24 protein-coding genes and 1 tRNA gene are annotated in these 24635 nt (G+C 40.0%); 10 read left to right on the top strand and 15 right to left on the bottom strand.

The annotated features are described in order from the left end of the window. Positions 1-70 precede the first annotated feature (70 nt). Positions 71-1453 carry an adenosylhomocysteinase gene (gene ahcY / locus ACNS8M_RS04490; protein ID WP_136144189.1) on the bottom strand — a complete coding sequence of 461 codons (1383 nt, stop codon included), beginning with the start codon at positions 1451-1453 and terminating at the stop codon, positions 71-73. A gap of 218 nt (positions 1454-1671) precedes the next feature. Between ahcY and ACNS8M_RS04495 the strand changes: the two genes are divergently transcribed. Further along, complete coding sequence (locus ACNS8M_RS04495) at positions 1672-2178, top strand: cysteine peptidase family C39 domain-containing protein (RefSeq protein WP_136144188.1); 507 nt, start codon at positions 1672-1674, stop codon at positions 2176-2178. A gap of 94 nt (positions 2179-2272) precedes the next feature. On the opposite strand, the gene ACNS8M_RS04500 is transcribed toward ACNS8M_RS04495, so the two are convergent. Beyond that, entirely contained in the window at positions 2273-2785 is a 513-nt protein-coding gene (locus ACNS8M_RS04500; protein ID WP_136144187.1) for a tetratricopeptide repeat protein, read from the bottom strand. Between the two features lie 219 nt (positions 2786-3004). Between ACNS8M_RS04500 and ACNS8M_RS04505 the strand changes: the two genes are divergently transcribed. Next, on the top strand, positions 3005-3265 hold the full coding sequence (locus ACNS8M_RS04505) for a hypothetical protein (protein WP_136144186.1): 261 nt from the start codon (positions 3005-3007) through the stop codon (positions 3263-3265). A gap of 74 nt (positions 3266-3339) precedes the next feature. On the opposite strand, the gene ACNS8M_RS04510 is transcribed toward ACNS8M_RS04505, so the two are convergent. Beyond that, positions 3340-3726 (bottom strand): carboxymuconolactone decarboxylase family protein, encoded by a 387-nt coding sequence (locus ACNS8M_RS04510; protein WP_136144185.1) that lies wholly within the window; start codon positions 3724-3726, stop codon positions 3340-3342. A 198-nt stretch (positions 3727-3924) separates the two neighbouring features. Then, on the bottom strand, positions 3925-4938 hold the full coding sequence (gene lipA, locus ACNS8M_RS04515; protein ID WP_168418061.1) for a lipoyl synthase: 1014 nt from the start codon (positions 4936-4938) through the stop codon (positions 3925-3927). A gap of 288 nt (positions 4939-5226) precedes the next feature. Here lipA and sthA point away from each other — a divergent pair, with 288 nt between their 5' ends. Next, positions 5227-6642, top strand: coding sequence for a Si-specific NAD(P)(+) transhydrogenase (gene sthA, locus ACNS8M_RS04520; RefSeq protein ID WP_168418062.1), 1416 nt, complete (start codon positions 5227-5229; stop codon positions 6640-6642). A 161-nt stretch (positions 6643-6803) separates the two neighbouring features. On the opposite strand, the gene ACNS8M_RS04525 is transcribed toward sthA, so the two are convergent. The 4 genes from ACNS8M_RS04525 to map all read right to left on the bottom strand — a co-directional run bounded on the left by ACNS8M_RS04525 (position 6804) and on the right by map (position 11790). After that, a complete protein-coding gene (locus ACNS8M_RS04525) occupies positions 6804-7760 on the bottom strand; it encodes a TauD/TfdA dioxygenase family protein (RefSeq protein WP_168418063.1) in 957 nt (318 codons plus the stop codon). 372 nt (positions 7761-8132) lie between these two features. Next, positions 8133-9344 (bottom strand): MFS transporter, encoded by a 1212-nt coding sequence (locus tag ACNS8M_RS04530; protein ID WP_419225215.1) that lies wholly within the window; start codon positions 9342-9344, stop codon positions 8133-8135. A gap of 195 nt (positions 9345-9539) precedes the next feature. Then, positions 9540-10616 carry an OmpW/AlkL family protein gene (locus tag ACNS8M_RS04535; protein ID WP_419225216.1) on the bottom strand — a complete coding sequence of 359 codons (1077 nt, stop codon included), beginning with the start codon at positions 10614-10616 and terminating at the stop codon, positions 9540-9542. Positions 10617-10962: 346 nt separating this feature from the next. Next, positions 10963-11790 (bottom strand): type I methionyl aminopeptidase, encoded by an 828-nt coding sequence (gene map, locus ACNS8M_RS04540; protein WP_419225218.1) that lies wholly within the window; start codon positions 11788-11790, stop codon positions 10963-10965. 208 nt (positions 11791-11998) lie between these two features. Here map and rpsB point away from each other — a divergent pair, with 208 nt between their 5' ends. From rpsB to ACNS8M_RS04555, 3 genes are all read left to right on the top strand, one after another. Next, a complete protein-coding gene (rpsB, locus tag ACNS8M_RS04545) occupies positions 11999-12745 on the top strand; it encodes a 30S ribosomal protein S2 (RefSeq protein ID WP_168418066.1) in 747 nt (248 codons plus the stop codon). A 143-nt stretch (positions 12746-12888) separates the two neighbouring features. Then, complete coding sequence (tsf, locus tag ACNS8M_RS04550) at positions 12889-13764, top strand: translation elongation factor Ts (protein WP_168461185.1); 876 nt, start codon at positions 12889-12891, stop codon at positions 13762-13764. Positions 13765-13880: 116 nt separating this feature from the next. After that, positions 13881-14399: a DUF3465 domain-containing protein gene (locus tag ACNS8M_RS04555; RefSeq protein WP_168418068.1), complete on the top strand. Its 519-nt coding sequence runs from the start codon at positions 13881-13883 to the stop codon at positions 14397-14399. A gap of 34 nt (positions 14400-14433) precedes the next feature. Here the strand turns inward: ACNS8M_RS04555 and ACNS8M_RS04560 are convergent, their stop codons facing one another. From ACNS8M_RS04560 to ACNS8M_RS04590, 7 genes are all read right to left on the bottom strand, one after another. Then, positions 14434-14889, bottom strand: a complete 456-nt coding sequence (locus ACNS8M_RS04560) for a DUF962 domain-containing protein (RefSeq protein ID WP_168461181.1) — start codon at positions 14887-14889, stop codon at positions 14434-14436. Positions 14890-15095: 206 nt separating this feature from the next. Further along, positions 15096-15704, bottom strand: a complete 609-nt coding sequence (locus ACNS8M_RS04565) for a septal ring lytic transglycosylase RlpA family protein (RefSeq protein WP_168418070.1) — start codon at positions 15702-15704, stop codon at positions 15096-15098. A gap of 294 nt (positions 15705-15998) precedes the next feature. Then, positions 15999-17000 (bottom strand): lytic murein transglycosylase B, encoded by a 1002-nt coding sequence (gene mltB / locus ACNS8M_RS04570; protein WP_168418071.1) that lies wholly within the window; start codon positions 16998-17000, stop codon positions 15999-16001. 353 nt (positions 17001-17353) lie between these two features. Next, positions 17354-18004 carry a hypothetical protein gene (locus tag ACNS8M_RS04575; RefSeq protein WP_168461179.1) on the bottom strand — a complete coding sequence of 217 codons (651 nt, stop codon included), beginning with the start codon at positions 18002-18004 and terminating at the stop codon, positions 17354-17356. Positions 18005-18022: 18 nt separating this feature from the next. Further along, on the bottom strand, positions 18023-18838 hold the full coding sequence (queF, locus tag ACNS8M_RS04580) for an NADPH-dependent 7-cyano-7-deazaguanine reductase QueF (protein WP_168418073.1): 816 nt from the start codon (positions 18836-18838) through the stop codon (positions 18023-18025). Beyond that, positions 18838-19611, bottom strand: coding sequence for an ABC transporter permease (locus ACNS8M_RS04585; RefSeq protein ID WP_168418074.1), 774 nt, complete (start codon positions 19609-19611; stop codon positions 18838-18840). Before ACNS8M_RS04585 ends, queF begins: the two co-directional genes overlap by 1 nt. Beyond that, a complete protein-coding gene (locus tag ACNS8M_RS04590; RefSeq protein ID WP_168418075.1) occupies positions 19608-20543 on the bottom strand; it encodes an ABC transporter ATP-binding protein in 936 nt (311 codons plus the stop codon). The genes ACNS8M_RS04585 and ACNS8M_RS04590 overlap by 4 nt, the downstream gene beginning before the upstream one ends. A 179-nt stretch (positions 20544-20722) precedes the next feature. Here ACNS8M_RS04590 and ACNS8M_RS04595 point away from each other — a divergent pair. The 4 genes from ACNS8M_RS04595 (at position 20723) to ACNS8M_RS04610 (ending at position 24443) form a co-directional block, all read left to right on the top strand. Then, positions 20723-20798 (top strand) — tRNA-Arg (locus tag ACNS8M_RS04595). Positions 20799-20966: 168 nt separating this feature from the next. Next, a complete protein-coding gene (locus ACNS8M_RS04600) occupies positions 20967-22292 on the top strand; it encodes a tyrosine-type recombinase/integrase (RefSeq protein WP_419225219.1) in 1326 nt (441 codons plus the stop codon). A gap of 137 nt (positions 22293-22429) precedes the next feature. Further along, positions 22430-23574, top strand: a protein-coding gene (locus ACNS8M_RS04605; protein ID WP_180062549.1) for an IS3-like element ISAba14 family transposase whose coding sequence is annotated in 2 segments (ribosomal slippage) — positions 22430-22694 and positions 22694-23574 — 1146 coding nt in all. Because the reading frame shifts where the segments join, the coding sequence is not laid out codon by codon here. A gap of 77 nt (positions 23575-23651) precedes the next feature. Beyond that, positions 23652-24443: a restriction endonuclease gene (locus tag ACNS8M_RS04610; RefSeq protein WP_419225220.1), complete on the top strand. Its 792-nt coding sequence runs from the start codon at positions 23652-23654 to the stop codon at positions 24441-24443. Positions 24444-24635: the final 192 nt, after the last annotated feature.

Genomic DNA, 24635 nt, shown 5'->3' on the forward strand with positions numbered 1-24635 from the left:
CTCTTGCGTTGAACTTCAAAGCAGTGCTTGAAGTACGCTCAGGAGAGGGTTAGGGAGAGGAATTGAAAACTTAGTATTTATAAGCGTCCGCTTTAAATGGACCTTCAACTGCAACCCCTAAATAGTCCGCTTGAACTTGGGTCAATTGAGTTAATACACCACCGAAACCAGCAACCATTGCTGCAGCAACTTCTTCATCTAGTTTTTTAGGTAAGATTTCAACACGAATAGCTGCTTGTTTTTGCTCTGCAGGTAGGTCTGCAAATTTTTCTGCAAATAAGTGCATTTGAGCCAACACTTGGTTTGCAAATGAACCATCCATAATACGTGATGGGTGACCTGTCGCATTACCCAAGTTCACTAAACGACCTTCAGAAAGTAAGATTAAATAATCGTTTTCGTTTTCTGAACGGTACACTTGGTGTACTTGAGGCTTCACTTCAACCCACTTATAGCCACGTAGGTAGTTGGTGTCGATTTCAGTGTCGAAGTGACCAATGTTACATACAACCGCACCTGCTTTTAAGGTATCAAGCATGGCAGCATCACACACGTGATAGTTACCTGTAGTGGTCACAATCAAGTCAGTGTTTTGAAGAAGTTCTTGGTTGACATCGGCTTTGTTGCCTGTTTGCACGCCATTGTTATATGGAGATACAACTTCGTAGCCATCCATACATGCTTGCATTGCACAAATTGGGTCAATTTCAGAAACACGTACAATCATGCCTTCTTGACGTAAAGATTGCGCAGAACCTTTACCTACGTCACCATAACCAATCACTAATGCACGACGACCAGACAATAGCATGTCTGTACCGCGTTTGATTGCATCATTGAGCGAGTGGCGGCACCCGTATTTGTTGTCGTTTTTAGATTTCGTCACTGAGTCATTGACGTTAATGGCAGGTACTTTTAAAGAACCATCTTTCCACATTTCAATCAGACGTTGTACGCCAGTTGTGGTTTCTTCGGTAATACCGTGAATACGCTCTAATAATGCAGGATATTTCTCGTGAACAAGTGCAGTTAAGTCACCGCCATCGTCCAGAATCATATTGGCATCCCAAGGTGTGCCGTTTACATTAATTTGTTGCTCAAGACACCATACATATTCTTCCTCAGTTTCGCCTTTCCAAGCAAAAACAGGCACGCCAGATGCTGCAATTGCTGCCGCAGCATGGTCTTGAGTAGAGAAGATGTTACAAGATGTCCAACGAACTTCTGCGCCTAATTCAACCAATGTTTCAATTAAAACAGCAGTTTGAATGGTCATGTGGATACAGCCGAGAATTTTCGCGCCTGCAAGTGGTTTTGCAGCTGAGTAGCGTTTACGCAAGCCCATTAATGCTGGCATTTCAGCTTCTGCAAGTTTGATTTCTTTACGGCCAAAATCAGCTAGGGTGATATCGGCAACTTTATAATCTGTAAATGAAGCATTAACCGCGTTCATCACGATCTCCTTAAAAAAACAATTGATCATTCAGTTCGCGGATGCCGTTTCTTGCATAGCAATGGATATGCTACGCTGGTCGAGCCTGGCGATTTTACATTTAGTGCCTGTAAAACGTCGCAGCATCCCTCGACTAGCGTAATATTGTACTTGGAAATTGATTTAGTTCCAATCATGTTTTGTTTATTATCAACACAATTATATTTTGGGGCGAAAGCATGGCGGTGGAGCTTCCTTCTGAATTGGCAGAGCTTGAAGCCAATTGTGGTATTTACGCGGTTTGGATGTTATTACAACATTTAGGCATTGATGCCGATATTCAACAATTAATTGATGTCTGTGGCTATACACCTGAGCAGGGTACAACCACGATTGGTCTGGCAGTTGGTCTGAAAAAATTCGGTTTTAATGTGCAGTTTTACACAGACCCTGACCCTGATCTACAAGATTCAGAAAAGTTGAGTTATGCAAAAGCTGAACAGCTAAAATTGCCTATATTAGCGCCTATTGCTTATACCCAAATTCAGCAAGCCTTTGATGCAAATAAATTTGTGATTGTGTATTACGATACTTTAGACGGTGAGGGCAATCATTCACTGGTATATTCAATAGACGAAGCTGAAATCTGTTTTTTTGACAGTTTTGAGCCTATGCCTGCGGCTGTTTTTGAGCAACAACGTCAGCAAGCAGGTATTTGCAGACAAGTGATTGTGGTAGATGTTTAAAATATGATTGAAATGTCTTTCAATAATCCAAAGTGAAAGCAGCAAATCTATCAAAGCCGATCATTTGATCGGCTTGAAAGAAAAATTATTGCAGCTATTGGGCAGCATCGGCTTTTTGTGTCCAATAATCTGCTTTGGTTTCATCTGCATCTACACCCAAAGCATTTTCATAAATAAAAGCAAGGTCACGCATGGCTTGTACTTCGCCTAGTTCCGCAGCTTGCTGAACCAGTGCGACTGAACGTGCGACATCTTTATCAACGACATCGCCACGACGGTAAAAGCCCGACAGTTCTAAAATTGCAGCAGGGTGTTGCGCATCACTGGCTTGTTTAAGCCAAAAAAAGGCCTGGTCAAAGTGATGTTTGGCATCTTCAGGGTCATCTTCCTGCACATCTTTTGCATATACGGTATAGCCTTCACCAAGCCAATACATGGCTTCAATATGTCCATTACTTGCCGCTTTGAGTGCCCATTCTTCGGCCAGTTCAATATCTTCATCAAAATCGCTTTGCATATACAGCACGGCAACTTCAAACTGAGCTTCAGCTTGCCCAGCAATCGCGCGGTTAATTAGTGCAGTAGGAATAGAAACAGATTCTGACATAACGCCATCCAACACAATTTTGAACTTTTGAATGAGCGATAGCCTAAAAGGTCTTGCATGAAAAAGCTATCTTTATTGCAGAGGTTTGGTGGGTTGATCTGCAAGGGAAGAGTGTTGTATTTGATTGGTTAAAATTAAATGAATAACAAAAAATCACTTGAGTCAGAATGGCTTGCTTCAATATGCTTAATTTGAATAAGACATGATGAGAACAATAAGATGGTAAAATTTTTGACTGCTGAGGAAGCGAAAGTCTATTCAGATCACGCCCACCTTGATATTGAATTGTATAAACAGCGTTTGGCTATGTTGATTGAGGAAAATGCCAAACAGGGTAATACGGCAGTTTTGGCTGTGTTACCTAAACATTTACCTTTGGAAGATATTCGCAATTTATCGGCTGAACTGACTGACTTAGGTTATCAGGTACGTTTTGAGCTGAATGAGTTTTTCTATAGTTTTAATGTGTATTGGATTTAAGATCAAAACTGTCGATATTTCACTGTATGCGTTCAGTGAAATGTCGACAGTTTTTATAACTTCTTAGCTTGCACTTAAGTGTTGGTGGTATGTTCAGCCAACACTTCTAAAGCTGCACGAAAGGCTTCCTGTGTTGCAGGTGCACCGCAATAAGGTAGGCTGTGTAGCAAAACTTCCTGAATTTCTTCTACACTTGCGCCATTATTCAGCGCACCACGAATATGTCCTTTTAATTCGGTTGGGCTTTTTAGCGCTGTTAAAAATGCAATGGTAATTAATGAACGATATTTACGAGGTAATACACCTTCACGTTGCCAAGTTGAGCCCCAAGCATGTTCATTAATCCAGTCCTGTAAAGGTTGGGTAAACGGCACAGTATTGTCTTGTGCACGTTTTACAAAGCTTTCGCCCATAACTTCTGTGCGGACTTTTAAGCCATTTTCATAATCTTGTTGTGACATTTTGCTAGCCTTATTTTATTGTTTGAACTTAGTAGATAGATTAACAATTTATGGGCACAACACCATTCACACTTGGTCGTAGACATTCAAAACATGTTCAGATCGACTTATTGAAATCTATTCACAAGGCATAAAAAAGCCCCAGACATCGAGTTGGGGCTGTTTTGGCTTTATCGCAAATTTGGAAATAAGCGAGTGTTAAGCCTCAATGGTTTGCACGCTAATTTTTTTAGCAGGGTCTGCTTTGCGGCGTACAGTTGGAACAGGTTCGCCATAGTATTGACGGTCTGCAAAATAACTTGAACGCACCATTGGTGCTGCCCAAATATTTTTAAAGCCAAGCTTTTGACCATGTGCGGTGTAGCGTTCAAATTCTTCTGGTGTTACAAAACGGTCAATTGGCGCATGTTCTTTAGACGGTTGCAAATATTGGCCAATGGTCACGTAATCTACGTCGTGCACCTTAAGATCATCCAATAACGCAATCACTTCTTCTTCAGTTTCACCAATGCCCACCATCAAACCACATTTGGTTGGAATATCAGGACAGTATTCTTTAAACATTTTGAGTAAGTTTAAAGAGTGTTGATAGTCTGAACCTGGACGCATGGCTTTATATAAACGTGGCACAGTTTCAATATTGTGGTTGAAAACATCTGGCGGACATTCAGTCATAATGCGTAGTGCAATATCCATACGACCACGGAAGTCTGGCACCAAAATTTCCAATAAGGTGTCTGGACTGAGCGCTCGGGTTTCTTTAATACAATCTACAAAATGCTGCGCACCGCCATCTAATAGGTCATCACGGTCTACAGAGGTGATCACGGCATATTTTAAGCCTAAATTGGCAATGGTTTCTGCCATGTGACGTGGCTCTTCAGGGTCAAGCGCATTTGGTCGACCATGGGCAACATCACAGAATGGGCAGCGACGGGTACAAATATCACCCATAATCATAAAGGTTGCAGTACCACCACCAAAGCATTCAGGTAAGTTTGGGCAAGCGGCTTCTTCACAAACGGTATGTAATTTTTGCTGACGCAAAGTGGTTTTAATGCGTTGAACTTCTTCAGGTGCCGTCATTTTGACCCGAATCCAGTCAGGCTTGCGAGGCGTTTCAACCGTAGGAACAACTTTTACAGGAATACGTGCGACTTTTTCAGCACCACGGAGTTTGACACCCTGTTCAGGTTTACGGTTTGCAGACATATTCAACTTTTCCACTGTTTTTGAAGGGGAGAGATTTAGTATGGCTTACATTTTACAGAATGTTGAAGCAAAATATGCCAATTCCAACATGCACGGTAAAATGTCAACGAACATTCATCATAAGAGCATATTATTATAACGAAATTGTGCTTAAATTGGGTAAAAACGATATTCATATAAAAAATGTGGTTATCACGTAATATATGCACACTAAATACAGAAAATTCAAACGATTTACGTCATAATATGGCCCATTGAAAAGATAGATTTAAAGAAAAGGAGCGTTGAATGCCACGTAAAAAAGAGGTCGTTAGTGGAACTTTCGTGAAGTATGATGCGGTCGTTCTCGGTTCAGGCCCTGCGGGTGAAGGCGCGGCAATGAAACTTGCCAAATCAGGTAAGCGTGTTGCGATTGTAGATATTCGTGAACAACTCGGTGGTAACTGTACGCATGTGGGTACAATCCCGAGTAAAGCACTGCGTCAGACGGTGTCTAATATTATTCGTTACCGTCGTGACCCAATGTTTAAAAAAATGGGTGACTGGCGTCAGTTTACCATGAAGCAAGTGCTTCAAAGTGCACATAAAGTAATTCAACAGCAGGTTGAAACGCACTCACGTTTTTATGATCGCAATGAAATTGCGATTTATCATGGCCGTGCTTATATTCAAGATAAAAATACAGTTTTGGTTTTTAGTGCAGACGGCATTAAAGAAACCATTATTTGTCAGCAAATTGTGATTGCAACGGGTAGTCGTCCGTATCGTCCTGAAATTTTAGATTTCAACCATCCACGTGTATTTGATTCGGACAAAATTTTGGATTTGGACTTTTCTATCCAAAAAATTATTATTTACGGTGCAGGGGTGATTGGCTGTGAATATGCGTCTATTTTTATTGGTTTAGATCACAAAGTCGATTTGATCAATACACAGCATAAATTACTCAGCTATTTGGATGATGAAATTTCCGATGCGCTGTCATATCACTTGCGTGCGCAGGGTGTGTTGATTCGTCATAATGAGCAAATTGATCATTTAGAAACTTTTGATGATCACGTGGTTTTATATTTGCAAAGTGGTAAAAAAATTAAAGCCGATGCAATTCTGTGGTGTAACGGTCGTTCAGGTAATACCGATGGTTTAGGTCTTGAAAATGTCGAACTCAAGCCAAACAGCCGTGGTCAGTTAACAGTTAATGATCAATATCAAACCGAAGTAGATAATATTTATGCTGCGGGTGATGTGATTGGTTGGCCATCATTGGCATCTGCTGCGTATGACCAAGGTCGTTGTGCGGGTGCGAATATGAGTGGCGAAGAAAATGTGGTACCTGTAACTGATATTCCAACAGGGATCTACACCATTCCAGAAATTTCTTCGATTGGTAAGACCGAACAGGAATTAACTGAAGAGAAAATTCCGTATGAAGTTGGTCAGGCGTCGTTCCGTCATTTAGCACGTGCGCAAATTACGGGTGATACCGTAGGTGAATTAAAGATTCTGTTCCACCGTGATACTTTAGAAGTGTTGGGTGTGCATTGCTTTGGTAATAATGCTGCAGAGATTATTCACATTGGTCAGGCCGTGATGAACAGCCCGAACAATACAATTAAGTATTTTGTTGAAACAACATTTAACTATCCGACTATGGCTGAAGCCTACCGTGTAGCAACTTTAAATGGTATGAACCGCTTATTCTAAGTTGCTGCAACATCGCTTAAAGTTCATTAAAAGAAGAACCCGTAAAGTTTAGGCTTTACGGGTTTTCTTATTCTAAGTTATTCGTTTGGTGTTTTAGTTTTGGTGCGTCATTTTATTTGAGTCCAATAATGGCTCGGTACAATGTCTGCATGATGAGTAAGTTAAAATGGTCGGCTACCCGCCAAACTAATTCTTTTAAGTAAGCGCCGTTGCTTGGCAGGGAATGGCTCCCTAGAGTGTAAGGTCACTTGATTGTCCCAAAATACCAAATCCCCTTGTTCCCAATGATGCGTGTAGCGGAAGGCTGGCTTTAAAATATGTGTGCGGAGCCGAGCAATTAATTCACTGCCTGCCTGATCATCATAATTGAGCAACTCAACTTCAGAATGGGTGTTCAGCCAAAGGGCTTTACGTCCAGTTTCAGGATGGACTCTCACCAAAGGGTGTGGATAGCCATGACCAACAATAGGTTGATCATGAAAACGATACAGTGGTGAATTACCATAACTGCCTGTCGCAGTCGTATTTTGCGCACGCACAAAAGGGTTGTATGTAATGAGTTGAAGGTGATCAATCTCCGCTTTGGTGGTTTCATCTAAGGCATCGTAGGCTTTAATGGTGTTGTACCACGTGGTTTGTCCGCCTTGTTCTGGAATTTCTATGGCATACAGCAGCGAGGCAAAAGAGGGTAACGGTGTCCATTGATGGTCTGCATGCGGTTTAAGTTCTGCATGTCCCGTATAATCACCTTGCCCAACAGCATTTGATACTGGCACTACATCAGGCGGTGTACCTGTGTCGGCTTGACTGCCTAAAACAGGGTTGTCTGAACTTGGACGGAAAATAGAACCAAAGTAACTGGCAAATGCTAAATACTGTAAATCATCTAAATGTTGTTGTTTAAAAATCAAAACTAGATGTTGTGCCAAAGCTTGTTTTAGACGATAAATTGTTGCACCTGTTTGGGCTTTTTTCGCATCTAGCCCTGTCACGACAGCACCTAAGGCAGCACATGCTAAAGGTTGTATTTGAATATCATTAGGATTTTGTAATGAATCGGCTTGATGCCAACGTGGTGCATCATGAATTGCTTGAGAAAGCGGGCTTAGACTGCTCATTGGGTTTTTACTCTTTCTTGGTATATGGTCAAGAAAATTTAAGTAAAAACAGCCATCAAATAAAATTAAAAGAAATGCTAAACTTATGAAAAATATTATTTTTTAAATAAATGTTTGATCTTGAACCATTTAACTTATTTTGCATAGATTTGCTGTTTAAATGCAATCTAGTCAATGGAGCATGTTATATAAGCTGCTCCTTTTGGTATTAATACATTGATAAAGAGATCGAGTGACGCAGACAATTAATGCGCACAGAATGCCTGGTTAAAATACTCAAACAGTTGAGGCGTTTGCATCCATAAAAAAATTGAAAAGACGAGCAGGACAATAACCGCTAGTGCGAGCAGCACTTTAAAATTAAATAAAGAATTAGTCATGAATAACGTGCTCCTCATTGACCCAGAAATGCACCAAGACCGCAAATGCGCTTAAGGCAATTGAAACGATCCAAATTGCATTATAGTTGCCTGTTAGGTCGTGGTTTAAGCCACCGAGCCATCCCCCAAAAAAAGAACCGACTTGGTGGGTAAAAAACACAATGCCGCTAAGCATAGTCAGATATTTGATACCAAACATATTGGCCACAATACCATTGGTTAGCGGAACAGTAGATAGCCACAATAAGCCCATGATGATGCCAAATGCATAAATTGTCCAGATGTTCAATGGCAGGGCTAAAAATGCGATAATCGCAATGCCACGTAGCCCGTACAGCCACATCAACAAATGTGCTTTGGAATAGCGACCGCCTAACCAACCTGCTGTGTATGTCCCAACAATGTTAAATAAACCCACCAAGGCGAGAAAAATGGTTCCTGTGGTGGCATCAAAACCATGGTCAATTAAATAACCTGGTAAGTGAATGCCAATAAACACTACTTGAAAACCACAGACAAAAAAGCCTAGCGCCAAAAACCAAAATGGTTTGTGATTTTTAGCGATGATCAGAATTTGCTTAAACCCCAAAGCTGGTTGTGTGGACGCTGTAGAGCTTGGGTTTTGATACATGGGAGCTTTGAGCATCCATGCCAAAGGAACAATCAATGCAATTAAAATAGCACTGACAATTAAAGCACCAGACCAACCAACATTTTGTAATAACAATAAGGTCGATGGCAGCATAATGAATTGCCCAAAAGAGCCTGCTGCACTGGCAATACCCATCGCAAGGCTTCGCTTTTCAGGCGGTGCTGCACGACCAACTGCTGAAAGTAGTACAGGAAATGAAGTGGCAGATAAAGCGAGACCCAAAATTAAACCGACGCTTAAATTTAGCAACAAGCCTGTCGAGCTGACGGCCATGAGTAATAAGCCAATGGCATACAGTGCACCGCCTACGGCCACTACAATTTTACTGCCGTATTTGTCTGCAAAAGCGCCTGTAATGGGTTGGACTGCACCCCAAATGAGGTTTTGCATGGCAATGGCTAAACTGAAAACATTATGTCCCCAGCCAAATTCATGGCTCATTGGCACAAGGTATAAGCCAAAGGCATGTCGAACACCAAGTGACAATGCCAAAATAATGGCACTTCCAATTAACATGTAAATCAGAGGTTTGGAAAATTGAGCATTCGACATAAGGCATCCAACAACAGCAAACAGACTGCTATGGTAGTCGATTCAGCTCAAGATCGCGATAAAATAAAATTCATCAAATGATAAAATTGAGTTATTAAGATTGAAGCGATTGCTTTAATTAAAAAGTACAGGAAAAAATAAGACGACCGTAGCCGTCTTAAATTTAGTTGAAAGAGGGAAGAGAAAAATTAGAGCTTAAAAGCGCATCCCAAAACCTGCGTATGCAATGATCGGATTCACTTCAATATCGGCTTTGGAGTGAATGAGTTCGCCGTGTTTAGCATCGGTCACAGTAATGGTGGTTTCGTTTTTAAGATGTGCATAAGATACAGAACCGACAGCAAACCATTTTTCATTAAAGTCATAGGTAAAACCTACGGTTGCAACGGGCGCAAAGGCATCGGTGGCGTCTAATTCAACTTTAGGATTGGCTGCACTTGGTGTACCTTCTAAAGATGCGCCCGCTTTTCCTTCTTTAATATTGGCAATCATGTGACCTGCGGCAATCAGATCTTGTTCAGTGCGTGGGTTAATTTCTAATTCATTAAAATAAGCATACATTAACCCGACACCGACATAAGGACGGAATTTATTTACACCTGTTTTGCCAAAATGGTATTGAAACTCAAATGCAGGTGTCCAAGCACGGGCAGAAGCAGCAGGGCCATGTGCTTCTAAATCGGTAATGAAAATATTATTTTTCAAATCAATATTCATAAACTCTAACGGCAAGTTAGCAAGTTGTGGCGTTGCGATGGCAGAGAAAGGTGCATAGATTTTTCCTTTACCTTGTAAATCGACTTTTGGGGGAATCCCAGCTTTGACTTCAAAAGAGACATTATCGGTAAAGAAATAGTTACTCATAATCCCGAGGGTGGTGACATCATCGGCTTCTAAACCTGTACCAGGGTTACTCCATCCTTCTAAGCCATTGATTGCTGAAGTTCCACTGAGTCCAGCACTCAAATTTCCACCAGACAGTGTACCAATCGCTTTAAGCACATTTGCGAGCAGAGTCTGATCAACATCGCCATTTAAATTATTTATAACAGTATCAACTTTAATGGCACCATTATTCGCTACTTCACCATTTTTTACAGCAGTACCCACTTGGAACGGTTGTGCTTTGCCTTGCGGCATAACGTGCAATGCTCCCACCGAGACAGAAAAGCGTTTAAAACCATCGCCATCCTGTAAGCTGAAGTAGGGTGAATTGGCATAACTCACAATTGGTAAGCTGCTGATTGCAAGGCAGCATAAGGTTTTTTTCATAACGGAACTCCATGTCCATTGTGCTTGTTGTTATTTGCGATTTTGTTATGTGAGGCATTATGAAATGGTGTGGGAAAATAAAACTGTTGTTTTTACAGCATATTTTTTTAATTGTTTGTTTGTGATCTGAAAGTTGTATTGAGTTTTTGTTAACTCTATAGCGGGTAGTTGAAATGCAGTAAATTAACTATTTAGTGTTAAGTTTTTATATAATCTTTTGAATTTTAAAATTATCTTTAAAATTTAGAGCAAATAAATTAAAAAAAGACCAGTTTAAAACTGATCTTTTTGACAAACAGTTTCAATTTCAAGCCAATGACAGATTTTAGCTAACTGTCATTAAAGCTTAGGCTTGAAAGCGAGACAAATCTTCATCAGGGCGTGCAGTCAGAACTTCTAAGCCATCTTTGGTTACTAAAATGGTGTGTTCAAACTGTGCCGATAATTTATGGTCTTTAGTTACGACTGTCCATTTATCACCTAGTAATTTCGTTTGCCATACGCCTGCGTTAACCATAGGTTCAATGGTAAACGTCATGCCTTCTTCTAAAACCATGCCTGTATTGGCTTGACCATAGTGCAATACTTGCGGTTCATCATGGAAGGTAGTGCCAATACCATGACCACAATATTCACGTACCACGCTAAAGCGTTCAGATTCGACATACTTTTGAATCGCATGACCAATATCACCAATGGTAGAACCTGGCTTTACAGTCGCCATACCACGGTACATGGCTTCTTGAGCAACTTTACATAAACGGTTGGCTAAAATAGAGGTTTCACCGCCCACGACATACATCATATTGGTGTCGCCATGAAAACCATCTTTAATCACGGTAACATCAATATTTAAAATATCGCCTTTTTTAAGAATTTTACTTTCAGATGGAATGCCGTGACACACGACATGGTTAACTGAAGTACAAATGGTGTGCTGAAAAGCAGGGCGACCTGGTGCTGCGCCGTAACCTAGGCAGGCAGGAATAGCCTCTTGTTTATTGACAATATAGTCATGACAAATAGTGTCTAGTTCTAGCGTGCTGACACCTGGTTTGACGTGTGGTTTGATCATATCCAAAACTTCTGCCGCCAGTCGTCCTGCCACGCGCATCTTTTCAATATCTTCTGCGGTTTTAATAAGTCGACGTGGTGCTTGATAAGTAGTGTTCATGATCTTTAAAAACTTTTGGAAATTTGTGTGTGACTATGGTATAAATAGCCGCCCATTTTATCAAATGCTTTTTATGAATATGTTTCATGCGGCATGGTAAAAGGGTATTTAAAAAATCCGCACATATATCGTCACATTACTCTGGGTGCCCTTTGGGGTGGAGAATGCGGATATATGGAGGCCTAACCCAAACTTTAAGGTAAAGAAAATGGCAGATTACAACGTAAGCATGCGCGACCTTCTTCAAGCTGGCGCACACTTTGGTCACCAAACACGTTTCTGGAACCCAAAGATGCGTCAATACATCTTTGGTGCGCGTAACAAAATTCACATCATCAACCTTGAACACACTGTTCCAGCGTTAAATGATGCTTTGAACTTTGCTAACAACTTGGCTAGCAAAAAGAACAAAGTTTTGTTCGTAGGTACTAAACGTGCTGCTTCTGCAATCATCCGTGAACAAGCTCAACGTGCTGGTCAACCGTATGTAGATCACCGTTGGTTAGGTGGTATGTTGACGAACTGGAAAACACTTCGCCAATCTATCAATCGTTTAAAAGATCTTCAAGTTCAATCTACTGACGGTACTTTCGCTAAGCTTACTAAACGTGAAGCTTTAGAGCGTAGCCGTGAAATGGAAAAACTTGAGCGTGCTTTAGGCGGCGTGAAAAACATGGGTGGTTTACCTGACGCATTATTCGTAATTGACGTTGACCACGAAGCAATTGCAATTAAAGAAGCGAAAAACTTAGGTATTCCTGTAATCGGTATCGTTGATACAAACTCTAACCCAGACAACGTAGACTACGTTATTCCGGGTAACGACGATGCGATCCGTGCAGTAACACTTTATGCTTCTGCAATGGCTGATGCGATCATTGCTGGTAAAGAATACGCTCAAACTCAAGCCAACGCTCAAGCGAAAGGCGAAGAAGCTCCTGCTTCTGAGGCTTAATGCGTTTTGACGCAAGCTTGTCATTTTTGCGACATGTGATGGTGGCAAAGTAAGCGTCATGTATGCAGACGGCCCAAGAGACACCCTCTGGGCCGTTTCTGTTAAAAAAAGAATTCATTTTCTACCGATTTTAGGAGATTAACATGACTGCAGTTACAGCAAGCATGGTTAAAGAATTGCGTGATCGTACTGGTCTAGCAATGATGGAATGTAAAAAAGCATTGACAGAAGCAGGCGGTGACATCGAATTAGCGATTGACAACCTTCGTAAATCTGGTCAAGCAAAAGCTGCTAAAAAAGCAGGCAACATTGCTGCTGACGGTGCAATCACTATCGTTCAAGAAGGCAACAAAGCAATTCTTTTAGAAGTAAACTGCCAAACTGACTTCGTTGCTAAAGACGAAAACTTTGCTGGTTTCTCTGCAAAAGTTGCTGCTGCTGCATTGGCTGCAAACGAAACTGATGCTGCTAAAATTGCTGAGCTTAAACTTGAAGATGGCGCAACTGTTGAAGAAACACGTATTGCCCTTGTTCAAAAAATTGGTGAAAACATCCAAGTACGTCGTGCACAAATCGTTGAAGGTGAAAACCTTGCTGTATACAAGCACGGTCTAAAAATTGGTGTTGTTGTTTCTTATACAGGTGATGCTGCGACTGGTAAAGGCATTGCAATGCACGTTGCTGCATTCAACCCAGTTGCTGTTACTGCTGAGCAAGTTCCTGCTGATCTTATCGCAAAAGAGAAAGAAATTGCAGAAGCGAAAGCAATCGAATCTGGTAAGCCTGCAAACATCGTAGAGAAGATGGTAACTGGTTCAGTAGAAAAATACTTGAACGAAGTTGCGCTTGATCGTCAAATGTACGTAATTGACAACGAGAAGAAAGTTGCTGAAGTATTAAAAGCAACAGGTACTACAGTTGCTCAATTCGTTCGTTTTGAAGTGGGTGAAGGTATTGAGAAGAAAGCAGAAATGAGCTTCGCTGAAGAAGTTGCTGCTGCTCAAGCTGCTGCGAAATAATTTTACTGTCGTAAAATATTTTGTAAAAAAGCCCCAAGTTTATTTGGGGCTTTTTTATGAGCGGTGTTCGGGTATAAATATCGAAATGCAAACTAGACTAAAAGTGTGATGACAATATGGCAAATAAAAAGAATTTAGGTGTTGGTGCAATTATTGTTATTTTAATTGCAGCATTTTTTGGCATAGATTTACAGCAGTTTCAAACTGAAACACGCCATGACGCATCCATTTCAAGTGAAAGCACAAAATCTACTCCATCTAAGGATGCTCAAACACCTTTTAAGCATGAAAATGGGTCAGATGATGTTGCCAAGATTGAGCGAGCATTTCGGCTAAAACAGCGTGATGTGCAAGTTCGTGCTAGTGGTCGGGTAATTGCAATTTTACCTGATGATAATGAGGGTTCACGTCATCAAAAATTTATCTTGAAACTTAGCAATGAACAAACACTTTTAGTGGCACACAATATTGATTTGGCGCCTCGTATAGCCAATATTCAAAAAGACGATAAGGTTGAGTTTTTTGGTGAATATGAATATTCAGACAAGGGTGGGGTAATTCATTGGACGCATCATGACCCAGCCGATAAGCATGTGAGTGGATGGTTAAAACACCAAGGAAGAACCTATCAATAAAGGTTCTTCCGATTATTCTAATTGGATATAGCGTTTAAACGCGCAAATCGCTCGTTTTTTGCCGTGTTTGCCAAGAAGGTAGGATTTTACCTAAATATGCATCCATGCACCAAATTGGGCCAATGAGAAGGAATTGGACGTCTTTAAAGAATGAAGGCTTTTTACCTTCTACTTTATGTCCATAAAACTGGCCAATCCAAGCCAGAACAAACAAGGCAATATAGAAACCAGAACCTACAGGTAAAATATAAATTAACCATGCCATCACCAGCATGAGTGCCGCCATGGCGACAGCTAAAACTAAATCGAGTCGCGCATAAAAAATAAAACTGAGGACTAACAGCAACGTGGTGAGTAGCGCGCTAAAATGCGCCAGAATACCCACAATTGAAAAAAAGATTGTGGGTACGCATACCCAATGAATAAGTTTATTGGTTTTATTTTGATGGCTTTCACTATACTCATCAAACCACTCTGTTACAGTCTTCATGCACTACTCCTGTAGAAAACGATTCATTGTTATTTTTAGACTGAATAAAATATAGCGTAGAACGATGCAGCGGTCAAAAGTATAGCGTGGTGAATAAGGGGGTAGATCTATATTTTGCTCTAAGATTTAAGGGCAAAAAGCTTAGATGTTAAAAAAGCCACATAAAGTGGCTTTTTTTGTCAAATGTTCAGGAGTAAAGCGAAGTTTTAAGAGTTAGGACCTTCAACACGCTCAATACTCACTTTACCTACGCCTGCATTGGTAATACCCAATTGCTTCGCAGCGCCGTAAGAAAGATCAAGTACACGGTTGCCATGGAACGGACCACGGTCATTTACTTTTACAACAACGCTTTTGCCGTTGTTTTTATTGGTCACGCGAATATAACAGTTGAGCGGTAGGCTACGGTGTGCTGCGGTCATTGCATTCATATCGAATGTTTCACCGCTTGCAGTTTTACGACCGTGGAATTGACGACCATACCAAGACGCCATACCTGTTTGGCTAAATTTACGTACAGTATTTGAAGCCACAGTGTTTAACTTCTCAATCACTGAAGGCTCTTCTGCAGGAATTTCAATTTTCGCTGCAATCGTTTGACGACGAATTTGGTCGCCTGAACGTTCGGTGATTGAAAGGCTGTTTAAATTTGAGAAATGTGAATTAAAACTTTGAGCTTCTTTATTGAGTACACGTGCAGCAAGGCTAGATGACTCATTATCATTATTGAATGATGATTGCACCATTTCAGCTTGCGACTGACTTAGGGCAACAGCTGCAGAAAGTGCAAGTAAGTATTTAAGTGAACTATGCATGGTTTGAACTCCTGAAGACAGAATTTTTAACTTATTTCGCTCTTAACTGATTGAAATAGTGGTAATCCTGTCTGTAATTTCACTTTTTTGACTACATTTGACGAAATGGATAATATTCATCCCTTACCAAAGGTGTCTAGTCTTTATACGAAAATAATGACAAAAAGTACCAAAAAACAACTTTGTTTGATTAAAAAATAATCAATATTGTAACAATATATTTAAAAAGATGATTTTGTGATCAAATTGTTAAAAATATTTCTTGACTTTACTTGTTTGGTTTGGGTGTGGGGTTTATCGGCTGGCAATTTCAGTACCGAGTAACCATAACGCAGTTGCATACATACGGCTGCGGTTATAGGTCGTAATCACCTGAAAATTTGGGTAAGTAATATAGTAAATTGGCCCATAATTCTCTTGCAATTGAATGACATTCACCAAATCCAGATCATCTATTTGTACAATAGGATTCAGCGGTGCGATGCCTTGTGATTTTAAGACACCATAAGGTGTAGGTAAGGTTAAATCTTTGGCAATCACGCTGTCAGGATTGTTACCTGTATAACGTGCTGCAAATGCAATGGGTTGATTTCGCTGCCAGCCATGCTGTGCCAAGTAATTTGCAATTGAGCCAATCGCATCTACTGCTGAATTACGAAGGTCGATATGACCGTTGCCATCATAATCCACCCCAAATTTTGGAATGTTGCTTGGCATGAATTGAGGGTAGCCGACTGCACCTGCATAAGAGCCGACCACAGAAGAGGTTGGAATACCATCTTTATATGACCATGCAATGAGTGCAGCGAGTTCATCTTTGAAGTATTCAGCACGACGTTCGTAGCCAAAACCTAACGTTGCTAAAGCATCACGAGTAATAAATGAACCTTTATTGCTGCCAAAGCCTGTTTCTACGCCCAATATACCTAATATGATGGCTTGTGGCACACCAAACTGCTGCTCAGCACGATTGAGTGTATCTGCATACTGCTGTTTAAAACGTACACCACGCTGAATAGTGCTTTCTGCAAGGAAATTCGTTTTATAGGCATACCAAGGCTTACTTTCGCCTGGACGGTTCATAATATTGATGATATTGGGTAAATTTTTAGAACCATTCATTGCCCAGTCAACTTGCGCTTCGCTCAAGCCATAAGTTTGCATCGTTTTTTGTTTAAAACTGGCATAAGACGGATGTTGCTGAAAATCATTGGCCTGACAGAAACTGGTGATAGAAAATGCACCGATCAGTAAAGAAACACGTTTTAGTTTGTTATAAAAATCAAGTTTGAACATATTGGGCAAAATTCCAAATTGATGATTTGCACAACTTATTTATATGCAGTAAATAAGTTTGTACTTATATAGAAGAAGAGGTCTTAGATTGACCTTAAAGCGCTAAAGCGAAGTCAGCGGCTAAGATAGCATTCAAGCGCGCTTGCTTTGTAAAAACTTATACAAAAATAGACAAAGAATGTGTAAAAAGCGCGCAGGATTTGTAACAAAGTTAAAACGCATCACAAAAACTTGCTGCAATTGTCTAAAAACGGACAGATTTGACAGTATTTATTCTCCGAATAAAAATGCCTGATCGAAATCAGGCATTTTGTCAGTTCATTACATGATTAAGATGTATGTACGTATCTATATTAAGGATGGAATAAAGTGTCGTGATATTCCGCTAATACCATCAGCTCTTCTTTGTTAAGATTTGGAATGATTTTATCAACAGCAATATGAACAGCTTTAATTACCGCAGCAGCACCGATATCTGCAGCTTTACGTTTAATCATGCCTAAATCTAAGGTTTTATTAAAGTCGCTCATAAAGTGACGTACTGTCGCTTCTGCGAACTGTTTATACAGTTCAGTTAAAGCCGCTTTATTGACTTCATTGCCTGCTTGAATTTCGGCATAGTTGTGTTTAAGGCTGGTCACCAAACTCGCATCTAGTGTTTCTCCGATGCGTGCATTGCCTGCCGCATCTTTAAAGCTACTACGCTCAGAAAATTCAATCGATTGTTTGACGACATCATTTGGTGCTTTGCTTAATAATTGTTTAAGCAATACCGCAACGGTAGATTTGATATAACCCGCAAGTTTTTCGGCAGTGTCACGCTTATCACTGGCAGGAAAACGGCGTACCAACTCCGTTAAAATTGCATCAATGATTTCATCATTAATCATGAGTGCTGTTTTGTCACGAAGCGGGTACAGCGGTTCACTTGAATTTTTTTTCTGTTGTGCAGTTTCAATTGTATTTAATAATTCTGCAGATGGAATAAATCCAAAAAATGGCATTGTAAAACCTCAATGTTTTTATTGTCGCGCTAAACGAATAGGGCGAGGCATCCATGTTAAGTCCGATACACGACATGGGTTAATGTCTAAACCACCACGACGTGTATAGGTTGCATATACCATCAACTTTTCTGGTGCAAATTTTTGCCAAATATCTGCAAACATTTGTTCCACGCATTGTTCGTGAAAACCATTATGCTGACGATATGAAATAATATAAGCCAAAATACTGCGATAACAAGGTTTTTTGCCTTGATAACGGATAAAAACTGTACCCCAGTCAGGTTGTCCAGTGACTGGGCAATTACTGCGCAATAAATGAGAGTAAAGTTGTACCTCTACATCTTCTGCCTGTTCTAAATCAAACTGTAATAAGCTTGGATCAGGATGTTGCTCCAAGCGTTCAGGACTAAGTTGATCTATGCAAATGCCCTCAGGCTGACTGATGGCTAAATCATCAACCTGAAATAGCGTTAGCGTAACTGGTGCTTCTGCTGCTGCAGTTAAATCATGCTCTACCGTTTCAATAAAATTGGCAGGAGATTGAAAACGGGTAAAGTTCATACTGTTGAAGTAAAGCTTTAGCGATTTAGATTCAATCAGGTTAGGCGAGGATGCAGGTAAGCTAATACGACCAATCGCAACCTGAGGGACACCTTCAGCATTTAGCCAAGAAATTTCAAAAACGTGCCACCAGTCCTGACCGAGTTGGATGCCTTCAACGTCAGCATATTTTTCACGTGCAGCCGCACGTGAAATAGGGAATAAAATATCGGGTTGATATTCGGTTGGGTAGTTGGTGTCTTTACCAAGGAGAGATTGTTCAACACTCATTATTCACGCATTCCTGAGCCACGAGAAAGTAAATGATAGGCGATGCCATACAGCGCGGCACAGCATAGTGTAATCACTGTGAGTGAAATCGTCACGTTTACATCGCTATGACCTAGAATGCCGTAACGGAACGCATTGACCATATACACGACTGGGTTAATTAAAGATAAGTTTTGCCAAAATGGACTGAGAGCGCTAATTGCATAGAACACACCGCCTAAATACGTCAGGGGTGTTAAAACAAACGTTGGAATAATGGAAATATCATCAAAAGATTTGGCATAGACTGCATTAATAAAGCCACCTAAAGAAAACAAAAAGGAGGTGATTAAAACAGTATAAATAGTCACGAACCAATTGGTAATATAAAGGTCTGTAAAGAAAAGGCTCATTGCTGTCACAATAATGCCGACCAATACACCACGGCAGACGCCACCCAATACATAGCCCCATAAAATGGCATGTAAAGGTACAGGACTCATAATCAGCTCTTCAATGCTTTTTTGGAATTTTGCACTAAAAAAACTTGAAGATACGTTGGCATAACTGTTGGTGATGACAGCCATCATAATTAAGCCAGGCACAATAAATTGCATATAGCTAAAGCCGCCCATTTCACCAATACGTGAGCCAACCAAATTACCAAAGATTACGAAGTACAAACTCATGGTGATGGCAGGTGGTAATAAGGTTTGCGGCCAAATCCGCATAAAACGACGAATTTCTTTATGAACTAAGGTGTAGAGTGCAATACGCAGTTGGGTAAAATTCATTGCGCAGCTCCATCTAAATTCTTTTCGACCATTTTGACAAATAACTCTTCTAGACGGTTCGACTTGTTTCGCATACTGCGCACCCGAATACCTTGTGCTTCTAACAGTTGGAACAAATCGTTCAGGCTATGGGCTTTATCCATCGTGACTTCTAAAGTCACAGCATCGATTAGATTAAAGCGAACCCCAATGATGTCCAGTTCAATCGGTTGAATGGGTTCAGCCAAATCAAAAATAAAAGATTCTTCATTCAGTTGATTGAGGAAGTTTTTCATAGAGGTGTCTTCTTTAATCACACCACGGTCAATAATCGCAATGCGACGACACAGCATTTCTGCTTCTTCTAAATAGTGTGTGGTCAGAATGATAGAGGTGCCTTTATCATTCATCTCCGTGAGAAAATCCCACATAGAACGACGTAATTCGATGTCAACACCTGCAGTTGGTTCATCTAAAATCAGTAATTTCGGTTCATGCATCATGGCACGTGCAATCATCAAGCGGCGTTTCATCCCACCCGATAACATGCGGGCTTGAGTGGCGCGTTTATCCCAAAGCCCAAGTTTTTCTAAATATTCTTCTGCACGTTGTTCTGCGATCTTTTTTGGAATACCGTAGTAACCTGCTTGAGTAACTAAAATATCAAAGGTTTTTTCAAACTGACCAAAGTTAAATTCCTGCGGAACAACACCCAAACACTGCTTGGCTTGCGATGGCTGTGTATCTAGATCATGACCAAAAATTTCTACTGTGCCTGAAGTTTTTTTGGTGAGAGAACTGATGATGCTAATGGTTGTAGATTTACCTGCACCATTTGGCCCAAGTAGGGCGTAAAACTCACCCTCAGGTACGCTCAAATTAATGCCCTTAAGTGCTTGGAAGCCATTTCGATAGGTTTTCGATACGTCCCTTAACGTCAATGCATCAGTCATGAAATTCTCACTTGAGGAATAGAGCAACTATTGTGAGCGATCTTGCGCAATAAACCAAGTGAGCAGCATGGAATTCTATGTTGCAACTTTGGAACATTGCTTAAAGCATAAGCATAAAATTGTTCAACTTATATATAGTTGCTTTACCTTGAGCAATTTTTTGTTATGATGTGCAGCGCGCGCTCATAGCTCAACTGGATAGAGTACAGGTCTCCGAAGCCTGTGGCGTGGGTTCGAGTCCCGCTGAGCGCACCACTTTTATAAAAGAATAAAACAAAATATAGTTAAAAGTTGTTGAAAAATAACAATTTAATTTAATATGAATGCCAAAATATACCTTATCTTATCAGAATATAGTTGCAAGAAATAAGGATACAAATAAGGATATAATGGATTCGACAAAATTTTGTATCCTTATTCGCTATGGCTAAGCAGATTACACCTCTAACAGATTCAAAGTGTTCGGGCGCAAAACCGAAAGAAAAAGACTATTCTTTATATGATGGGAGTGGCTTAATTTTGTACATCCGAAAATCGGGTACAAAGGTTTGGCGTTACAAATATAAAAAAGCCAATGGCAAAGATGGATTAATGACTTTAGGTAATTTTCCATCTTTGACCTTAAAACAGGCGAGAGATAAACGCCGTGAATATGAAAAGTTGCTTGCTCAGGACATAGACCCCATTGAACATGAAGCCACTCAAAAAGTTAAAAAGAGTGATGCTTTTAGTTTTGAGGCAGTGGCTCGAGATTGGCACAAGGAATACACCAAAACAGGCAGATGGATTGAACATACTTCTATTAAGGCTTTACGTGTTTTAGAAAGCTATGTCTTTCCTTTAATTGGTGATAAACCGATTGATGAAGTGAAGTCGAAAGATTTAGTTGTTGTCTTACGTTCAATTGAAGAAAAAGGCTTAACCGAAGTCTTAAAGAAATCACGCCAGCGTTTTAATGCCATTTTCGCTTATGCCATTTCTCGAAGTTTGATTGAAGATAATCCTGCATACTTCTTAAAGGATATTTTTGTACTGACCAAAAAGACCAAGCATTATCCCCAATTACCTTTAGAACAATTGCCTGAACTACTGCAAAGGCTAAAAGTAGATAATGGCTATCCTTTAACACGGTTATGCACTGCATTTACTTTACATGTATTTGCTCGATCTAGTGAGATTCGTTTTGCACGTTGGTCAGAGTTTGATTTTAAAAATGCAATGTGGACGATTCCAGCAGTACGTGAACTGATTAAAGGGCAGCGTTTTTCTGATCGTGGTGCAAAGATGAAAACTGAGCATCTTATTCCTTTGTCACCTCAAGTTATTTCAATTTTAGAAGATATTAAAGTTTATAGCGGAATGACGAACCATGTTTTTCCTAAAAACGGCGACCCTCAAGGTTTTATCTGTGACAAGGTTGTAAATGATACGTTGCGCCGTATTGGGTATGACACAGAAAAGGATGTTTGTGGACATGGCTTTAGGGGAATGGCTTGTACGGCGTTGGTACAAAGTAAGCTGTTTCAAAAGGAAGCTGTAGAAAAGCAAATGAGTCATCAAGAGCGTGACCAAGTGCGTTTAGCTTATACCCATCAAGCGGAATATATGGAAGAACGTAAAGCAATGCTGAATTGGTGGAGCGATTATTTAGATGCGAACCAAGAAAGCTATATCAGTCCTTTTGACTTCACTCAGAAATTATTAAGTGAAGATGTCATAGACTTTAAATATGCAAAGTTAATGAAATAACAATTGATCATCAAAAAATGCAAATGATGAGCGCTTGAAGATTAATATTTTAAATGTGGTGAGAGATGGATCCGTAAATTTGAACAACTCCTATAAGTGATATTCTGCTCCTCAAATGATGTTATAAACATCAATATATGGAGTATTTTATGGCACGTAGACCAAGAAGAAATCATTCAAATGATTTTAAAGCTAAGGTAGCACTTGCTGCGATTAAAGCAGAAAAAACACTTGCTGAATTGAGTGCTGAATTTGATGTTCATCAAAACCAAATTATTGACTGGAAAAATCAATTGATCTCAGCTTCCTCGCAAGCTTTCGATCAATCAAAAGCTCCATCAGAACCCCCCATTGATCTTAAAAAGTTACATGCAAAAATCGGTGAGCAGGCATTAGAAATTGATTTTTTAGAAGGTGTGTTGAAGAAACTGGGCCGCTTCAACCACAAAAGTTAATCGACGACTCACTTCAGATTTCAGTATCTAAGCAAGCTAAGCTGCTGAAAGTCTCCCGTGGTTGTTATTATTATCGCCCAAAACCTGTTAGCTCATCAGATCTGAAGCTGATGCGATGTATTGATGAATTACATATGCAATATCCTTTTGCAGGCAGTCGTATGATGCGTGATTTGTTGAATCGTCAAGGGCATCATATAGGACGACGTCATACACGTACTTTAATGAAGAAAATGGGTATTCAGGCGTTATATTGCAAACCAAATTTAAGCCAGGCTAATCAAGCTCACCGTAAATATCCATATCTGCTCAAAGGGTTGGCTATTCAGCGCAGTAATCAAGTGTGGTCTACGGATATAACGTATATCCCTATGGCAAAAGGCTTTGTTTATTTATGTGCTGTGATTGATTGGCATAGCCGCAAGGTACTTGCGCATAGGGTATCGATTAGTATGGAAGTGGGTTTTTGTATTTCGGTTTTAAATGAAGCGATTGAAAAATATGGATCACCTGAAATATTGAATACAGACCAAGGCAGTCAGTTCACCAGTGATGCATTTATTGATGTATTGAAATCAAATGGCATTCAAATCAGTATGGATGGTAAAGGTCGATGGGTAGATAATGTGATGGTTGAACGATTATGGCGGAGCGTTAAATATGAAGAGGTCTATCTCAAAGCTTATAGCAGTGTCACAGATGCGAAAAAGCAATTGAGTGCATATTTTGAGTTTTATAATCTGAAACGACCTCATTCGAGTCTAGACAAAATGACACCAAATGAGTTTTACTATGATCAGCTACCCCAACAAAACAAGGTGGCTTAACTAGAGCGGAATATCACTTATAAATACGCTTTTAGTTGTTCAAACAAGTGGGACCACCTCTGTGATTAGGAATAAGTATGCCAACGGTTATTGTAGAAAATGATGTTTCACAGTGGGATGACCAAACAGGAGAGGTTTATCATTTTCCTAAAAGGTATAGAGATTTACTGCTACCTGGTGAAAGAGTAATTTACTACAAAGGCAGAATGAAAGATAAACGTTTTGAGGGAAGTCGCTTAAGTAAATCTCCACATTATTTTGGGATTGCTGAAGTAGGAGATGTTTTTCCCATTAAGAATGGTAAAGAGTTATTAGCGAAAATTATCAATTTTAGGCCATTTGAAGTGGCCATTGATTTTCAACAAGATGGTGAATATTTAGAAAAAATCCCAAAAAGTAAGGAAACAAACTATTGGAGAGATGGTGTAAGACGGATTGATGAAGATACGTATAATGAAATTCTAAGCCTTGCAATTGTAGGGCCAGTGTCGGAAACGAAAACGATATTGTCTGATAGTGATAATCAAAGTTTTGAATCAGGTGTGGAAGGTAGATCAAGTGCATATACTGGCACCAGATATGAGAGAGACCAGGAGCTTCGGAAGCGAGCAATTTTAATTCATGGGTGTACTTGTGCTGCCTGTGGTTTTAATTTTGAAGAATTTTATGGAGAGTATGCAAAAGGATTTATTCATATCCATCATGTAGAGCCTCTATTTGAAACTGGTGAAAAGATCGTGAATCCTGAAACAGATCTGGTGCCGCTATGTGCAAACTGTCATGCAGTTGTGCATAGAAAAAGAGATAAGACTTTAACAGTTGAAGACTTACAAGCAATGATTAAGAGAGATGTAGTGGAGAGTGTTTAAGTAGATTACTTTCATCTATACAAGATTACTCGTGAAGTTAAACCTGGATTCCTCCAGGTTTTTTTATCTGATTAAATGCCAAAATATAAACACTTATAACAAAGTATCATTTATATTGAGTTTACTAAGCCTAGCCTGACGGGGTGAAAGGCTAGTGCTGAATTCGATTCCATTAGTTAATGGTTATGCGTA

It is taken from the genome of Acinetobacter sp. A2, from assembly GCF_048537555.1.
In the GTDB taxonomy this organism is placed as follows: domain Bacteria; phylum Pseudomonadota; class Gammaproteobacteria; order Pseudomonadales; family Moraxellaceae; genus Acinetobacter.

What these genes read in the sequence shown, in the direction of transcription:
- ACNS8M_RS04590 (WP_168418075.1), bottom strand. Translation starts at nt 20,543, where the DNA reads ATGACTGATGCATTGACGTTAAGGGACGTATCGAAAACCTATCGAAAT.
- ACNS8M_RS04500 (WP_136144187.1), bottom strand. Translation starts at nt 2,785, where the DNA reads ATGTCAGAATCTGTTTCTATTCCTACTGCACTAATTAACCGCGCGATT.
- rpsB (WP_168418066.1), top strand. Translation starts at nt 11,999, where the DNA reads ATGGCAGATTACAACGTAAGCATGCGCGACCTTCTTCAAGCTGGCGCA.
- ACNS8M_RS04505 (WP_136144186.1), top strand. Translation starts at nt 3,005, where the DNA reads ATGGTAAAATTTTTGACTGCTGAGGAAGCGAAAGTCTATTCAGATCAC.
- ACNS8M_RS04495 (WP_136144188.1), top strand. Translation starts at nt 1,672, where the DNA reads ATGGCGGTGGAGCTTCCTTCTGAATTGGCAGAGCTTGAAGCCAATTGT.
- ahcY (WP_136144189.1), bottom strand. Translation starts at nt 1,453, where the DNA reads ATGAACGCGGTTAATGCTTCATTTACAGATTATAAAGTTGCCGATATC.
- sthA (WP_168418062.1), top strand. Translation starts at nt 5,227, where the DNA reads ATGCCACGTAAAAAAGAGGTCGTTAGTGGAACTTTCGTGAAGTATGAT.
- mltB (WP_168418071.1), bottom strand. Translation starts at nt 17,000, where the DNA reads ATGTTCAAACTTGATTTTTATAACAAACTAAAACGTGTTTCTTTACTG.
- ACNS8M_RS04555 (WP_168418068.1), top strand. Translation starts at nt 13,881, where the DNA reads ATGGCAAATAAAAAGAATTTAGGTGTTGGTGCAATTATTGTTATTTTA.
- ACNS8M_RS04585 (WP_168418074.1), bottom strand. Translation starts at nt 19,611, where the DNA reads ATGAATTTTACCCAACTGCGTATTGCACTCTACACCTTAGTTCATAAA.
- map (WP_419225218.1), bottom strand. Translation starts at nt 11,790, where the DNA reads ATGAACACTACTTATCAAGCACCACGTCGACTTATTAAAACCGCAGAA.
- ACNS8M_RS04600 (WP_419225219.1), top strand. Translation starts at nt 20,967, where the DNA reads ATGGCTAAGCAGATTACACCTCTAACAGATTCAAAGTGTTCGGGCGCA.
- ACNS8M_RS04525 (WP_168418063.1), bottom strand. Translation starts at nt 7,760, where the DNA reads ATGAGCAGTCTAAGCCCGCTTTCTCAAGCAATTCATGATGCACCACGT.
- ACNS8M_RS04535 (WP_419225216.1), bottom strand. Translation starts at nt 10,616, where the DNA reads ATGAAAAAAACCTTATGCTGCCTTGCAATCAGCAGCTTACCAATTGTG.
- ACNS8M_RS04575 (WP_168461179.1), bottom strand. Translation starts at nt 18,004, where the DNA reads ATGCCATTTTTTGGATTTATTCCATCTGCAGAATTATTAAATACAATT.
- ACNS8M_RS04565 (WP_168418070.1), bottom strand. Translation starts at nt 15,704, where the DNA reads ATGCATAGTTCACTTAAATACTTACTTGCACTTTCTGCAGCTGTTGCC.
- queF (WP_168418073.1), bottom strand. Translation starts at nt 18,838, where the DNA reads ATGAGTGTTGAACAATCTCTCCTTGGTAAAGACACCAACTACCCAACC.
- ACNS8M_RS04510 (WP_136144185.1), bottom strand. Translation starts at nt 3,726, where the DNA reads ATGTCACAACAAGATTATGAAAATGGCTTAAAAGTCCGCACAGAAGTT.
- lipA (WP_168418061.1), bottom strand. Translation starts at nt 4,938, where the DNA reads ATGTCTGCAAACCGTAAACCTGAACAGGGTGTCAAACTCCGTGGTGCT.
- ACNS8M_RS04610 (WP_419225220.1), top strand. Translation starts at nt 23,652, where the DNA reads ATGCCAACGGTTATTGTAGAAAATGATGTTTCACAGTGGGATGACCAA.
- tsf (WP_168461185.1), top strand. Translation starts at nt 12,889, where the DNA reads ATGACTGCAGTTACAGCAAGCATGGTTAAAGAATTGCGTGATCGTACT.
- ACNS8M_RS04560 (WP_168461181.1), bottom strand. Translation starts at nt 14,889, where the DNA reads ATGAAGACTGTAACAGAGTGGTTTGATGAGTATAGTGAAAGCCATCAA.
- ACNS8M_RS04530 (WP_419225215.1), bottom strand. Translation starts at nt 9,344, where the DNA reads ATGTCGAATGCTCAATTTTCCAAACCTCTGATTTACATGTTAATTGGA.